At 62.8% G+C, this 12,751-nt stretch carries 11 protein-coding genes; 8 read left to right on the top strand and 3 right to left on the bottom strand.

All coding sequences use genetic code 11. The features are described 5' to 3' along the window. Nucleotides 1-41 precede the first annotated feature (41 nt). Nucleotides 42-860 carry a posphoenolpyruvate synthetase regulatory kinase/phosphorylase PpsR gene (ppsR, locus tag IAE39_RS14330; protein WP_201203432.1) on the bottom strand — a complete coding sequence of 273 codons (819 nt, stop codon included), beginning with the start codon at nucleotides 858-860 and terminating at the stop codon, nucleotides 42-44. A 191-nt stretch (nucleotides 861-1,051) separates the two neighbouring features. Here ppsR and ppsA point away from each other — a divergent pair, with 191 nt between their 5' ends. The 8 genes from ppsA to IAE39_RS14290 all read left to right on the top strand — a co-directional run bounded on the left by ppsA (nucleotide 1,052) and on the right by IAE39_RS14290 (nucleotide 9,361). After that, nucleotides 1,052-3,427: a phosphoenolpyruvate synthase gene (ppsA, locus tag IAE39_RS14325; protein WP_201203430.1), complete on the top strand. Its 2,376-nt coding sequence runs from the start codon at nucleotides 1,052-1,054 to the stop codon at nucleotides 3,425-3,427. A 103-nt stretch (nucleotides 3,428-3,530) separates the two neighbouring features. Continuing rightward, nucleotides 3,531-4,523, top strand: coding sequence for an alpha/beta fold hydrolase (locus IAE39_RS14320; RefSeq protein WP_236548576.1), 993 nt, complete (start codon nucleotides 3,531-3,533; stop codon nucleotides 4,521-4,523). Nucleotides 4,524-4,716: 193 nt separating this feature from the next. Further along, on the top strand, nucleotides 4,717-5,208 hold the full coding sequence (gene rraA / locus IAE39_RS14315) for a ribonuclease E activity regulator RraA (RefSeq protein WP_021785500.1): 492 nt from the start codon (nucleotides 4,717-4,719) through the stop codon (nucleotides 5,206-5,208). A 27-nt stretch (nucleotides 5,209-5,235) separates the two neighbouring features. Continuing rightward, nucleotides 5,236-6,231, top strand: coding sequence for a zinc transporter ZntB (locus IAE39_RS14310; protein WP_201203426.1), 996 nt, complete (start codon nucleotides 5,236-5,238; stop codon nucleotides 6,229-6,231). A 204-nt stretch (nucleotides 6,232-6,435) separates the two neighbouring features. Then, a complete protein-coding gene (locus tag IAE39_RS14305; protein ID WP_028697557.1) occupies nucleotides 6,436-6,708 on the top strand; it encodes a hypothetical protein in 273 nt (90 codons plus the stop codon). 2 nt (nucleotides 6,709-6,710) lie between these two features. Continuing rightward, on the top strand, nucleotides 6,711-7,535 hold the full coding sequence (locus IAE39_RS14300; protein ID WP_051098801.1) for a mechanosensitive ion channel family protein: 825 nt from the start codon (nucleotides 6,711-6,713) through the stop codon (nucleotides 7,533-7,535). Between the two features lie 113 nt (nucleotides 7,536-7,648). Then, nucleotides 7,649-8,215 carry an RNA polymerase sigma factor SigX gene (gene sigX, locus IAE39_RS14295; RefSeq protein ID WP_016500791.1) on the top strand — a complete coding sequence of 189 codons (567 nt, stop codon included), beginning with the start codon at nucleotides 7,649-7,651 and terminating at the stop codon, nucleotides 8,213-8,215. A gap of 111 nt (nucleotides 8,216-8,326) precedes the next feature. Continuing rightward, complete coding sequence (locus IAE39_RS14290; RefSeq protein ID WP_201203424.1) at nucleotides 8,327-9,361, top strand: OmpA family protein; 1,035 nt, start codon at nucleotides 8,327-8,329, stop codon at nucleotides 9,359-9,361. 283 nt (nucleotides 9,362-9,644) lie between these two features. Here IAE39_RS14290 and IAE39_RS14285 read toward each other — a convergent pair whose 3' ends face one another. Both IAE39_RS14285 and IAE39_RS14280 read right to left on the bottom strand, forming a co-directional pair. Beyond that, on the bottom strand, nucleotides 9,645-11,315 hold the full coding sequence (locus tag IAE39_RS14285; protein WP_201203423.1) for a bifunctional protein-serine/threonine kinase/phosphatase: 1,671 nt from the start codon (nucleotides 11,313-11,315) through the stop codon (nucleotides 9,645-9,647). Nucleotides 11,316-11,324: 9 nt separating this feature from the next. After that, nucleotides 11,325-12,536: a nitrate/nitrite transporter gene (locus tag IAE39_RS14280; RefSeq protein ID WP_201203422.1), complete on the bottom strand. Its 1,212-nt coding sequence runs from the start codon at nucleotides 12,534-12,536 to the stop codon at nucleotides 11,325-11,327. Nucleotides 12,537-12,751 lie beyond the last annotated feature (215 nt).

The following is a 12,751-nucleotide window of genomic DNA, read 5'->3' as shown; positions in this document are numbered from 1 at the left end:
CCTGTGGGAGCGGGTTTACCCGCGAAGAGGCCGGTGCAGGTTTACTTGAACCTGCGCTCCACCCCTTTCTCCACCAGAATCTTCGCCGAAATCTCCTCCACCGAAAAATGCGTGGAGTTGATGTTGGGAATGTTCTCCCGGCGGAACAGGCTTTCCACCTCGCGCACTTCGAACTCGCACTGGGCAAAGCTGGAATAGCGGCTGTTGGGCTTGCGCTCGTGGCGAATAGCCGTCAGCCGGTCGGGGTCGATGGTCAGCCCGAACAGCTTGTTATGGTGCTTTTTCAGCACCGCCGGCAGCTGCAGGCGCTCCATGTCGTCCTCGGTCAGCGGGTAGTTGGCGGCGCGGATGCCGAACTGCATGGCCATGTACAGGCAGGTTGGGGTCTTGCCGCAGCGCGACACGCCCACCAGGATCAGGTCGGCTTTGTCGTAGTAGTGGGTGCGCGCGCCATCGTCGTTGTCCAGGGCGAAGTTCACCGCCTCGATGCGCTCCATGTAGTTGGAATTGCCGCCAATCGAGTGCGACTTACCAACGGAATACGACGAATGGGCGGTCAATTCCTGCTCGAGCGGGGATAAAAACGAAGAAAAGATGTCGATCATGAAGCCATTGGACGTGGCCAGGATCTCGCGGATGTCCTGGTTGACGATGGTGTCGAAGATGATCGGGCGCACCCCGTCGCGCTCGGCCGCCGTGTTGATTTGCTGGACCATGGTCCGCGCCTTGTCGGGCGAATCGATGTACGGACGGGTGAATTTGTTGAACGGAATGCTCTCGAATTGCGCGAGCAGACTCTGGCCCAGGGTTTCGGCAGTGATACCGGTGCCGTCGGAGATGAAGAACGCGGTTCGTTTCATTTGCGATCTGGGCCTTAAGCTGATGAAGATTCTTGGATATGATAAGTTCGGTTTGCCGAATGCGGCTGTCGTCATTCTGCCACATTTGCAAAGCCTATTTTCCAGGTACAGGCCACAAACGCCCGGCCAAGTCATAGAAGACAGGCGGGCGCCTTTTGAGCTTTTCCAACACAGTTAGTGGAGAGATCACCTTGGTAGAGTACGTAGTTTCCCTCGATAAGCTCGGCGTCCATGATGTGGAGCATGTGGGGGGCAAGAACGCATCCCTGGGCGAGATGATCAGTAACCTCGCAGGTGCCGGGGTGTCCGTGCCGGGCGGCTTTGCCACCACGGCGCAGGCGTACCGTGACTTTCTCGAGCAGAGTGGCCTGAACGACAAGATTCACGCCGCGCTCGACGCGCTGGACGTGGATGACATCAATGCCCTGACCAAGACCGGCGCGCAGATCCGCCAGTGGGTCATGGAAGCCGAATTCCCGGCACGTCTGGATTCGGAAATCCGTACGGCCTTCGCCGCCATGGCCGCCGGCAACGACAACATGGCCGTTGCCGTGCGCTCCTCGGCTACCGCCGAAGACCTGCCGGACGCCTCGTTCGCCGGTCAGCAGGAAACCTTCCTCAACATCCGTGGCGTCGATAACGTGATCCGCGCGGCCAAGGAAGTGTTCGCCTCGCTGTTCAACGACCGCGCCATCGCCTACCGCGTGCACCAGGGCTTCGACCACAAGCTGGTCGCCCTGTCTGCCGGCGTGCAACGCATGGTACGCTCGGAAACCGGCACCGCCGGCGTCATGTTCACCCTCGACACCGAGTCGGGCTTCCGCGACGTGGTGTTCATCACCGGCGCCTATGGCCTGGGCGAAACCGTGGTGCAGGGTGCGGTCAACCCTGACGAATTCTACGTGCACAAGAACACCCTGCAGGCCGGCCGCCCGGCCATCCTGCGCCGCAACCTGGGCAGCAAGGCGATCAAGATGGTCTACGGCGACGAAGCCAAGGCCGGCCGTTCGGTCAAGACCGTCGAAGTCGACCGCGCCGAGCGCGCGCGCTTCTGCCTCAGCGATGCCGAGGTCAGCGAGCTGGCCAAGCAGGCGATGATCATCGAGCAGCACTACCAGCGGCCGATGGACATCGAGTGGGCCAAGGACGGTGACGACGGCAAGCTGTACATCGTCCAGGCCCGCCCTGAGACCGTGAAGAGCCGTTCCAGCGCCAATGTCATGGAACGCTACCTGCTGAAGGAAAAGGGCACCGTGCTGGTCGAAGGCCGTGCCATCGGCCAGCGCATCGGCGCCGGCAAGGTCCGCGTGATCAACGACGTATCGGAAATGGACAAGGTCCAGCCGGGCGACGTGCTGGTGTCCGACATGACCGACCCGGACTGGGAACCGGTCATGAAGCGCGCCAGCGCCATCGTCACCAACCGTGGCGGGCGTACCTGCCACGCGGCGATCATCGCCCGTGAGCTGGGCATCCCGGCCGTGGTCGGTTGCGGCAACGCCACCCAGGTACTGAAAGACGGCCAGGGCGTGACCGTGTCCTGCGCCGAAGGCGACACCGGCTTCATCTTCGAAGGTGAACTGGGCTTCGACATCAAGCAGAACTCGGTCGATGCCATGCCCGAGCTGCCGTTCAAGATCATGATGAACGTCGGCAACCCGGACCGCGCCTTCGACTTTGCCCAGTTGCCGAACGAAGGTGTTGGCCTGGCGCGCCTGGAATTCATCATCAACCGCATGATCGGCGTGCACCCCAAGGCGCTGCTGAATTACGCCGGCCTGCCAGCCGACCTGAAAGACAGCGTCGACAAGCGCATTGCCGGCTACAACGACCCGGTCGGCTTCTACGTCGAGAAACTGGTCGAAGGCATCAGCACCCTGGCAGCGGCCTTCTACCCGAAAAAGGTCATCGTGCGCCTGTCGGACTTCAAGTCCAACGAGTACGCCAACCTGATCGGCGGCAAGCTGTACGAGCCGGAAGAAGAAAACCCGATGCTGGGCTTCCGCGGCGCTTCGCGCTACATCAGCGAATCGTTCCGTGACTGCTTCGAGCTCGAATGCCGTGCCCTGAAGCGCGTGCGCAACGAGATGGGCCTGACCAACGTCGAGATCATGGTGCCGTTCGTGCGCACCCTGGGCGAAGCCAGCCAGGTTGTCGACCTGCTGGCCGAGAACGGCCTGGCCCGCGGCGACAACGGCCTGCGTGTGATCATGATGTGCGAGCTGCCGTCCAACGCCATTCTGGCCGAAGAGTTCCTGGAGTACTTCGACGGCTTCTCGATCGGCTCCAACGACCTGACCCAGCTGACCCTGGGCCTGGACCGTGACTCGGGCATCATCGCCCACCTGTTCGACGAGCGAAATCCTGCGGTGAAAAAGCTGCTGGCCAACGCCATTGCCGCCTGCAACAAGGCCGGCAAGTACATCGGCATCTGCGGCCAAGGCCCATCGGACCATCCGGACCTGGCCAAGTGGCTGATGGAGCAGGGCATCGAAAGCGTGTCGCTGAACCCGGACTCGGTACTCGAAACCTGGTTCTTCCTGGCCGAAGGCCAAGGCGCGGCCTGACGCAGTAAAAATGCGGGGGGACGTCTGGCGTACCCCCGCCTGGTTTTTTCCAGGGCGAGTTCCAGCAATGGATCCCGCCCTTTTTTGTGCACCAAGCAACCTTATGCAAAGCAGCAGCACTTTATTTCCCGTGGCCCTGCTCAGTGCCGAGCGCCGCGGAGACCTCAGCGAAGACGTGTACCGGATCAAGGCCGGCAACAGCCCTGACCCCAGCGTCGAGCTGGCCGTGACGCGCCTGGGGCTGGCTGACCAAAGCCAGCCCCATGGCGTGCCGGTCATTCTTCTGCACGGCAGTTTTTCCAACCGGCGGTTCTGGTATTCGCCCAAAGGCGTCGGCCTTGGCGCCTACCTGGCGCGCGCCGGTTTCGATGTGTGGATCCCTGAAATGCGCGGTCACGGCCTGTCGCCGCGCAACCTGGCCTGGAAGCACAACAGCGTGGCCGCCTACGCCCGGGAGGACCTGCCCCTGATCAATGCCTTCGTGCGCGAGCAGTCGGGCCAGGCGCCGCACTGGGTTGGCCACTCGTTGGGTGGCACGACCCTGGCTGCGGCGCTGGGCGGTGGCTTTCTCGAGGCGGATCAAGTCGCCAGTGTGGCGCTTTTCGGTACGCAGATCAGCCGTGTGTACTGGCCGCTGAAAGTACCGCCACTGGCCTGGGGCGCGAAGCTGGTGCTCAAACGCTGGGGGCAGATTTCCGGGCCGCGGTTCAAGCGTGGGCCGGAGGACGAGCCAATTGGCCTGGCCCTTGAAAGCCTGCGCTGGCATGGCTTGTTCGGGCGCTTTGGCGACAAGAAGCACGACTGGTGGGCGGGGTTGGCCGAAGTCGATGTACCGCTGTTGGCGGTGGCTGGCGCGGGCGACTTCCAGGACCCGGTGTGGGCCTGTCGCAAGTTGTTCGAACAGTTGGGGGGCGAGCGCAAGCAGTTCCTGCGGCTGGGGCGAGAGGAAGGGTTCGAGGCGTTCGGTCATGTCGACATGCTGGTCAGCAAGGCTGCGCAGGTGCAGGTGTGGCCGCTGGTGGAGCGTTGGCTGCGTAACCCGTTGTTGCCGGTGCATGCGTCCACCGTGGCTGTGGAAGCTGTGCCCGCCAGCTGATTCTGCGGCGCCTGTGCGGGCCTCTTCGCGGGTAAACCCGCTCCTACAACGATCTGTGTAGGAGCGGGTTTACCCGCGAAGAGGCCCGCACAGACAAAACACCTATGACCACCCGGTCCCGGATGACTGCAACGGCCTCCAAGGTGTAGCCTTGGCCGATACCCGCTTTCGTTGTGACTGACAGGAGCTTCCCATGCAGCATTACGTAACGCCCGACCTGTGTGACGCCTACCCGGACCTGGTTCAAGTGCTGGAGCCGATGTTCAGCAACTTCGGTGGCCGCGATTCGTTCGGCGGCCAGATCGTCACCATCAAGTGCTTTGAAGACAACTCGCTGGTCAAGGAGCAGGTCGAACTCGATGGCAAGGGCAAGGTGCTGGTGGTCGATGGCGGTGGTTCGCTGCGCCGTGCCTTGCTTGGCGACATGCTCGCCGAAAAGGCTGCCAAAAATGGCTGGGAAGGCCTGGTGATCTACGGCTGTGTGCGTGACGTCGATGTGCTGATCCAGACCGACGTCGGCGTGCAGGCCTTGGCCAGCCACCCGATGAAGACCGACAAACGCGGCATCGGCGACCTCAACGTGGCCGTGACCTTCGCTGGCGTCACCTTCCGCCCGGGCGAATATGTGTATGCCGACAACAATGGCGTACTGGTTTCGCCAAGCCCGCTGAAAATGCCGGAGTGATGCGCCGCACGCGCTGATGGAGCTTTGATGTTCGAGGAAGACAACGCGCAGTGGGGGCTGGTGCATGCCCTGGTGCTCGATGGCAAAGGTGGCGCGCGCTCGATTGCCCGTACCGAACTGGACGACCTGCAACTGCAACCGGAGCAGAGCCTGTGGCTGCACTGGGACCGCAGCCATCCGCAAACCCGCACCTGGCTGCTGCACGACAGCGGCCTGAGCGAGTTCGCCTGCGAGCTGCTGCTGGAAGAAAACACCCGTCCGCGCCTGCTGCCCATGGCCGAGGAGCAGCTGTTGCTGTTCCTGCGCGGGGTCAACCTCAACCCGGGCGCCGAGCCCGAAGACATGGTTTCGGTGCGTATCTTCGCCGAGGCGCAGCGGGTGATCTCGCTGCGCCTGCGGCCGTTGCGCGCCAGTGACGAAGTTCTCCAGCAACTGGAGCAGGGCAGGGGGCCGAAATCGGCGTCCGAGCTGTTGCTGCTGATGGGCGAACTGCTGACCGAAAAGGTCCAGGGCCTGGTCAGTGACCTGGCCGAGCTGGTTGACCTGGAAGAAGAAAAAGTCGAATCCGACGAACGGTATACCCCGGAGCACGGCAGCCTGCAGCAGATCCGCCGTCGCGCCGCCGGCTTGCGCCGCTTCCTGGCCCCGCAGCGGGAAATCTACGCCCAGTTGTCGCGCAGCAAATGGAGCTGGTTTGCCAATGCCGACGCCGATTACTGGAACGAATTGAACAACAGCTTGATCCGCTACCTCGAAGAGCTGGAACTGACCCGTGAGCGCGCTGCGCTGGTACTGGAAAGCGAAGACCGCCGCCGCAGCGAACGGATGAACCGCACCATGTACCGCTTTGGCATCATTACCTGCATCTTCTTGCCGATGAGCTTCATCACCGGGCTGCTGGGCATCAATGTCGGCGGCATCCCCGGGGCGGAAAACCCCTTGGGCTTCCTGTTTGCCTGCATCGTCGTGCTGGGGCTGGCGGTGGGGCAGTGGTGGCTGTTCCGGCGGTTGCGGTGGGTATAGGCGTGTATTGCCTGCACTGGCCTCTTCGCGGGCTTGCCCGCTCCCACAGGTGCGTCACAGCTTTCAGGTCCTGTGGGACCCCTGTGGGAGCGGGCGTGCCCGCGAAGAAGCCAGCGCGCACTCAATTTGAAACATTCGTCCCAATGCGATGTGTGACCCATTGCCCGGCCATCTCGTCTCTGACTGACACTGCGCGAGGTGCCCATGCACGATCCGTTTGAAGAATCCCTGCGCGACCTGCTCAAGGCGTCACCCTCCGGCAACGACCGGGACGACCGGGACGACGCCGCTTGCTTGGGTCGTGTACTGAAAACCGCCAACCGCCAGGTGGGTGCAGGTGATCTGTTCAGCCTGCTTGGCCGCTGGTGCCAGGCGCTGCTGATCGCCGTGAATAATGGCTCGGCGCATGTTGCGCCGGTGCGTCGACACTCTTCCCGCAACGCTGCCAGCGGCAGCAAAGCAGATAAGGCCGATTGAATATGGAACTCGATCTCTGGACCCAGAGCCTGGTCACCGCGATGACCGCCCTTTGGACCAAAGTGGCGAACTTCATCCCTAACCTGTTCGGCGCGCTGGTCGTGGTGCTGCTCGGTTTCGTGGTGGCCAAGCTGCTCGACACGCTGTTGTCCAAGCTGTTGGCCAAGTTTGGCCTGGACCGCCTCATGGCCGGCACCGGCCTGACCAAGATGCTCGGCCGGGTCGGCATCCAGGTGCCGATCTCGACCCTGATCGGCAAGATCGTCTACTGGTTCGTGCTGCTCATCTTCCTGGTTTCGGCGGCGGAATCGCTGGGCCTGGAGCGGGTATCGGCGACCCTCGACATGCTCGCCCTGTACCTGCCCAAGGTGTTCGGCGCAGCACTGGTGCTGTTGGCCGGCGTGCTGCTGGCGCAGGTGGCCAACGGCCTGGTGCGCGGTGCTGCCGAAGGTATCGGCCTGGAATATTCGGCGGGCCTCGGGCGTATCACCCAGGGCCTGGTGATCATCATCAGTATCTCGGTCGCCATCAGCCAGCTGGAGGTGAAAACCGACCTGCTGAACCACGTGATCGTGATCGGGCTGATTACCGTTGGTCTGGCCGTTGCCCTGGCCATGGGCCTGGGTAGCCGCGAAATCGCCGGGCAGATCCTGGCCGGCATCTATGTGCGCGAGCTGTATCAGGTCGGCCAGCAGGTGCGGATTGGAGAGGTTGAAGGGCAGATCGAAGAGATCGGAACGGTGAAGACTACACTGCTGACCGATGATGGCGAACTGGTGTCGCTGTCCAACCGCGAGTTGCTTGAGCAGCGTGTCAATAGCCGCTAACCGCACAAAAGCTGTTAATGTATGCCGCCGCGAAATTCGACCCACGGGGTCGCGCGGCGACATTGACCTGACTGTCGGCCAGATCCGTTTTGAATAAAGTTCATTCGCCGCCCATGCGTTATGACCCCCGCGAGCTCACCGACGAAGAGTTGGTGGCGCGTTCGCATGAGGAGCTGTACCACGTTACCCGCGCCTATGAGGAGCTCATGCGGCGTTACCAGCGGACCCTGTTCAACGTCTGTGCGCGTTATCTGGGGAACGACCGTGACGCGGATGATGTCTGTCAGGAAGTGATGCTGAAAGTGCTGTACGGGCTGAAGAACTTCGAGGGTAAATCCAAGTTCAAGACCTGGCTCTACAGCATCACCTACAACGAGTGCATTACCCAGTACCGCAAGGAGCGCCGTAAACGCCGGTTGATGGATGCCTTGAGTCTGGACCCTATAGAAGAGGCGTCCGAAGACAAGGCCCCGAAGCCGGAAGAAAAAGGCGGGCTGGACAAATGGCTGGTGCATGTGAACCCGATTGACCGGGAAATCCTGGTGCTGCGTTTTGTCGCAGAACTGGAATTTCAGGAAATTGCCGACATCATGCACATGGGCCTGAGCGCGACGAAAATGCGTTACAAGCGCGCGCTAGACAAGCTTCGGGAGAAATTTGCAGGCCTGGATGAAACTTAGTGGCGTGCAAATATCTCTAACGGATCGGCGAGTTCTGCTAGACTTGCCGTCGAGTTGTCCCCCTTGTTTGTGGTGGGACTGCTTAACTATCACCAGATGGGGATTTAACGGATGAAATTGAAAAACACCTTGGGCTTGGCCATTGGTTCGCTTGTAGCCGCCACTTCGATTGGCGCTATGGCACAAGGTCAAGGCGCCGTCGAGACTGAAATCTTCTACAAGAAGGAATTCTTCGACAGCCAGCGCGACTTCAAGAACGACGGCAACCTGTTCGGCGGTTCGATCGGTTACTTCCTGACCGACGACGTTGAACTGCGTCTGGGCTACGACGAAGTGCACAACGCTCGTGGCGACGACGGCAAAAACATCAAGGGCTCGAACACCGCCCTGGACGCCGTTTACCACTTCAACAACCCGTATGACGCCATCCGTCCGTACGTTTCCGCTGGTTTCTCGCACCAGTCGCTGGGCCAGACCGGCCGTGGCGGTCGTGACCACTCCACCTTCGCCAACGTTGGCGCTGGCGCCAAGTGGTACATCACCGACATGTTCTACGCCCGTGCCGGCGTAGAAGCCCAGTACAACATCGACCAGGGCGACACCGAGTGGGCCCCGAGCGTTGGTGTTGGCCTGAACTTCGGCGGTAGCCCGAAGCAAGCCGCAGCCGCTCCGGCTCCAGTTGCTGAAGTCTGCTCCGACTCCGACAACGATGGCGTGTGCGACAACGTCGACAAGTGCCCAGACACCCCGGCCAACGTTACCGTTGACGCCGACGGCTGCCCGGCTGTTGCCGAAGTCGTTCGTGTTGAGCTGGACGTCAAGTTCGACTTCGACAAGTCGGTCGTCAAGCCAAACAGCTACGGCGACATCAAGAACCTGGCTGACTTCATGAAGCAGTACCCACAAACCACCACCGTGGTTGAAGGTCACACTGACTCCGTGGGTCCAGACGCTTACAACCAGAAGCTGTCCGAGCGTCGTGCCAACGCTGTCAAGCAAGTCCTGACCCAGCAGTACGGCGTAGAATCCAGCCGTGTTGATTCGGTTGGCTACGGCGAAACCCGTCCGGTTGCTGACAACGCCACCGAAGAAGGTCGCGCTGTTAACCGTCGCGTTGAAGCGCAGGTTGAAGCTCAGTCCAAGTAATTGGTCTTAAGCTTCACGAAAAACCCGGCCTAGGCCGGGTTTTTCTTTGCCTGGGATTTGTGTTGGCTGTGCCGGCCTCTTCGCGGCGGTTCGGCGCCCCGATAAACCCGCTCCCACAGGTCCTGCACCATGGCTGAGTCTGGTGCAATACCTGTGGGAGCGGGTTTACCCGCGAAGAGGCCAGTACAAGCAGCACATCATCCAGCTACTGCCACCCATTCCTGAACCACCTGCTCCCCAACCACTTTGCATTCATCAGGGCTTGCTCGCCCACAAGCTGCATTCAGCCTTTGAGCAGGCTAAGCAGGAGAATCAGGTTGAGCAGCAACGACAGCAGGGCCATCGTGCGCCACACCTTCAGCGGCTCGCGCTCCAGCAATGGCCGCGGTCGGCCGGGCAGTTCCTGGCGGTCGCCGCGCTCGATCAGCAGCAACCAGTGTTCGGCCGTTTCGAAGCGCTGCGCCGGGTCGGCGGCCACCGCCTGTTGCAGGTTGTGCTGCAACCATTCCGGCAGGTCGGGCCGGTAGCGCGCGGCGTTGACCGGCTGGCCGAAGCGCGGGCGCTGGAAGGGCTCCACTTCGCCATACGGGTAGTGCCCGGTCAGCAGCTGGTACAGCGTCACGCCCACGGCATACAGGTCCTGGCGCGGGCAGGGCGGGTGGCCGTCGAACGCTTCAGGGGCAATATACGAAGGTGTGCCAGGCAGGTCGTGCAGCGGGTCTTCGGACAGGCCAGGGCAGTAGGCCACACCAAAATCCAGCACGCGCAACTGGCCATCGCGGCCCAGGTGCAGGTTGTCTGGCTTGATGTCGCGGTGCAGCAGGTTGCGCCGGTGCAACACCCCGACTGCCTGCAGCAACTGGCGGGCGATTTCCAGCCATTGCGGCAGCGGCAACGGGCCGTTTTCGGCCAGCATCACCGCCAGGCTTTTGCCGGGGTATTCTCGCATCACGTAGTACAACTGCTGGCGCTGGCTGCAGGCGTGCAGCTCGGGGAAGTGCCGGCCGGCGACACGGCGCAGGAACCACTCTTCCAGCAACAGCCCTTGTGCCGCGCCAGGCTCCTGCTCGCGGGCAGGTGGTAGGGTCTTGAGCAACCATGCCTGGCCTTGTTCATCGCGCACCCGGTACAGCAGGGACTGGCGGCTGTGTGCATGCAGTTTTTCCACCTGCCAGCCGTCGATCACCTGGCCTTCCCTCAGTGGCTCGGGCACCGGCCAGTGCTGCAGTTGTGCCAGGGTGTCGCCGAGGTTGCTCGTGCCCAGTTGCTCGACCTGCACCAGCAATGCGCTGGCGTTGTCCTGGCTGCCATTGAGGTGGGCGCTGGCAACCAGGGTGTCGGCAGCCAGTTGCAGATCCGGTTGCTCGCGCAGCACCGCCTGGATATGCCGGTCACCCAGGCTGGCCCACACGCCGTCGCTGAGCAGCAGATAGCATTCACCTGGCTGCAGCTCGCCTTCCAGGTAATCCACCAGCAGGTGCTGGTCCAAGCCCAATGCGCGTTTCAGCACATGCTGCATGCCCGGTTGGTCCCACACATGGTCTTCGCTCAGACATTGCAGGCGCCCGGCGTGCCAGCGGTACACCCGGCAGTCGCCGACGTGGGCCAGGGTAAAGCGCCGGCCGCGCAGCACCAGTGCGCTGAGCGTGGTCAACAACGGTTGGCCGCTGCCCTGGGCGCGCAGCCAGCGGTTCTGCGCCAGCAGCAGGCGGTCGAGGGCCTGGGCCACGCTCCAGGTGGCCGGGGTGGCGTAGTAGTCAAGCGCCAGCGCCTGCAGGCTGGCCCGCGCCGCCAGGCCACCGTCGGCACACTGGCTGACACCGTCGGCCAGGGCGAACAGGTAGCCTTTGCTGGCGGCCAGCTCCGGCGCCGGGGTGACCAGGCGCATGGCGTCCTGGTTTTCCGTGCGCGGCCCGGTGGCGCTGGCTTGGGCGAAGCTCAGTTGCAGGCTCATCGGCGTGCCTCAGACCCGTGCTGCAGTGACTGCAGCCGAGCCCCAGGTGGTGCGCCAGCGCTGCTTCACGCCATGCAGACCGAACCAGGCCAGCAGGCCCAGGCTGGCAAACAGCCACAGCCCGAGCTGGTAATCGCCGCTGTGCTGCTTGATGGTGCCCAGCCCGGCCGCCAGCAGGAAGCCGCCGATGCCGCCGGCCATGCCGATCAGCCCGGTCATTACGCCGATCTCCTGGCGGAAGCGCTGCGGTACCAGCTGGAACACCGCGCCATTACCGGCCCCCAGGCCGAGCATGGCACTGACGAAAAGTGCCAGGGCAGCGGCTGCAGACGGCAGGTTGAAGCCGACTGCGGCAATGCAGATGGCTGCCACGCTGTACATGCCCAGCAGGGTGCGGATGCCGCCAAAGCGGTCGGCCAGGGCGCCGCCGATCGGGCGCATCAGGCTGCCGGCGAACACGCAGGCTGCGGTGTAGTAACCGGCGGTGACCGGGCTCAGGCCGTACTGGTCGCTGAAGTAGCCAGGCAGGGCGCTGGCCAGGCCAATGAAGCCGCCGAACGTGACGCTGTAGAAGAACATGAACCACCAGCTGTCGCGGTCGCCCAGGGCCTTGAGGTAATCGGCCATGGCCTTTGGCTTGGGCCGTTGCGGGGCATTGCGCGCCAGCAGGGCGAACACCACAAGTGCCAGCGTCAGCGGGATCAGCGCGAAGCCGAACACATTGTTCCAGCCAAAGCCGGCTGCCAGTGCCGGCGCCAGCAAGGCGGCGAACACCGTGCCGGAGTTCCCGGCGCCGGCGATGCCCATGGCCTTGCCCTGGTGCTGAGGCGGGTACCATTGCGAGGCCAGCGGCAGCGATACGGCGAACGAGGCGCCGGCAAAGCCGAGAAATACGCCCAGCAGCAGCGCTTGTTCATAGCTGTGTACGCCCAGGTGCCAGGCAGCGGCCAGTGCAACGATAACCACCACCTGGCCGATCAGCCCGGCGGTTTTGGGTGACAGGCGGTCGACCAGCACGCCCATGGCAAAGCGCAGGATCGCCCCCGCCAGGATCGGCATCGCCACCATCAGGCCCCGTTGTTGTGCGCTCAGTTGCAGGTCGGCGGCAATCTGCACCGCCAGCGGGCCCAGCAGGTACCAGACCATGAAGCTGAGGTCGAAGTACAGGAACGCGGCGAACAGCGTGGGCACATGCCCGGATTTCCAGAAGCTGGTACTCATCGAACACCTCACTCGGCAAAGCAACGGAACGAAAAAGACGCCGCCACCCGCTCCACGGAAGGTGGAGGGGGAGAGCGACGTCTTTGTCGGGATTAAGTGGGGCAACCGCCGTTGGCTACCGGTGCAATCAGTTCAGCAAGAGCCGGGCCAACTTTCACATGTGACGCGGTCCCCTGTAGGAGCGGCCTTGCGTCGCGATGGGCTGCGCAGCAGCC

This window comes from Pseudomonas sp. S37 (assembly GCF_016658545.1).
Taxonomy (GTDB): domain Bacteria; phylum Pseudomonadota; class Gammaproteobacteria; order Pseudomonadales; family Pseudomonadaceae; genus Aquipseudomonas.
This window is presented reverse-complemented; position numbering and strand designations above follow the sequence as displayed.

Bases quoted from the DNA above. Each gene is read 5' to 3' on its own strand.
- ppsR (WP_201203432.1), bottom strand. From the start codon at position 860: ATGAAACGAACCGCGTTCTTCATCTCCGACGGCACCGGTATCACTGCC.
- IAE39_RS14320 (WP_236548576.1), top strand. From the start codon at position 3,531: ATGCAAAGCAGCAGCACTTTATTTCCCGTGGCCCTGCTCAGTGCCGAG.
- rraA (WP_021785500.1), top strand. From the start codon at position 4,717: ATGCAGCATTACGTAACGCCCGACCTGTGTGACGCCTACCCGGACCTG.
- IAE39_RS14310 (WP_201203426.1), top strand. From the start codon at position 5,236: ATGTTCGAGGAAGACAACGCGCAGTGGGGGCTGGTGCATGCCCTGGTG.
- IAE39_RS14305 (WP_028697557.1), top strand. From the start codon at position 6,436: ATGCACGATCCGTTTGAAGAATCCCTGCGCGACCTGCTCAAGGCGTCA.
- IAE39_RS14300 (WP_051098801.1), top strand. From the start codon at position 6,711: ATGGAACTCGATCTCTGGACCCAGAGCCTGGTCACCGCGATGACCGCC.
- sigX (WP_016500791.1), top strand. From the start codon at position 7,649: ATGCGTTATGACCCCCGCGAGCTCACCGACGAAGAGTTGGTGGCGCGT.
- IAE39_RS14290 (WP_201203424.1), top strand. From the start codon at position 8,327: ATGAAATTGAAAAACACCTTGGGCTTGGCCATTGGTTCGCTTGTAGCC.
- IAE39_RS14285 (WP_201203423.1), bottom strand. From the start codon at position 11,315: ATGAGCCTGCAACTGAGCTTCGCCCAAGCCAGCGCCACCGGGCCGCGC.
- IAE39_RS14280 (WP_201203422.1), bottom strand. From the start codon at position 12,536: ATGAGTACCAGCTTCTGGAAATCCGGGCATGTGCCCACGCTGTTCGCC.